Here is a 689-nt window from a genome sequence, read left to right on the forward strand (position 1 = left end):
CTGGCCGACCGCATGGTCAACCTGGTGGTTGCCGCCAGCACCCCGGCACCGGCCCCGGCCCTGGTACCCCCGGCCGTCAACCCCTGCCGACTCAACACCTTTCCGCCGCCCTGGTTCAGGGCGCCGGTGTCCATCGTCTCCAAACCCTGAAGGAGGTCCATCATGCTTTTCGGCCTGCGCCCCCAAGACATGTCCGACAACGCGCGTGACGTCGCCGCCTGGATCGGCACGCCGCTGATCGTCGGCGCCGTCCTCACCGGCCTGTATTTCGGCCTGCGCGCCGCCAGCTGCCACGACGCCGTCGCCGGCGCCTGCCTGTGGGACCAGCGCGGCCCGGTGCTCATGGTCCCCGGCCCTGTCGGGCATCCCGCCCAGCCCTGATGCTGGACTACTACAACGAGATCGACCCGCTCGCCGCCGCCACGCTGAAAGAGCTGATGCGGGTGGGTGTGATCCCGCCGGGCGATGTGGACACAAGGGACATTCGCGATGTTCGACCTGCTGACCTGGCGGGATACCGCCGCCACCACTTCTTCGCCGGCGTCGGCGTCTGGGCCTACGCCCTCGACAAAGCCGGCTGGCCCGCTGATCGACCAATCTGGACGGGAAGTTGCCCTTGCCAGCCTTTCTCCGCGGCAGGCGAAAGAGAGGGGTTTGATGACGAGCGGCACCTATGGCCGTACTGGCAC

2 protein-coding genes are annotated in these 689 nt (G+C 68.5%); both read left to right on the forward strand.

Annotated features, from left to right (window positions below; genetic code table 11):
- Positions 1–162: 162 nt before the first annotated feature.
- Positions 163–381 (forward strand): hypothetical protein, encoded by a 219-nt coding sequence (locus P5F91_RS28885; RefSeq protein WP_277908976.1) that lies wholly within the window; start codon positions 163–165, stop codon positions 379–381.
- The coding region (locus P5F91_RS28890; RefSeq protein WP_277908977.1) for a DNA cytosine methyltransferase at positions 381–689 on the forward strand (309 nt) is incomplete at its 3' end. The genes P5F91_RS28885 and P5F91_RS28890, both read left to right, overlap by 1 nt.

Source organism: Nitrospirillum amazonense, from assembly GCF_029594735.1.
Classification (GTDB): domain Bacteria; phylum Pseudomonadota; class Alphaproteobacteria; order Azospirillales; family Azospirillaceae; genus Nitrospirillum; species Nitrospirillum amazonense.

What these genes read in the sequence shown, in the direction of transcription:
- P5F91_RS28885 (WP_277908976.1), top strand. Translation starts at nt 163, where the DNA reads ATGCTTTTCGGCCTGCGCCCCCAAGACATGTCCGACAACGCGCGTGAC.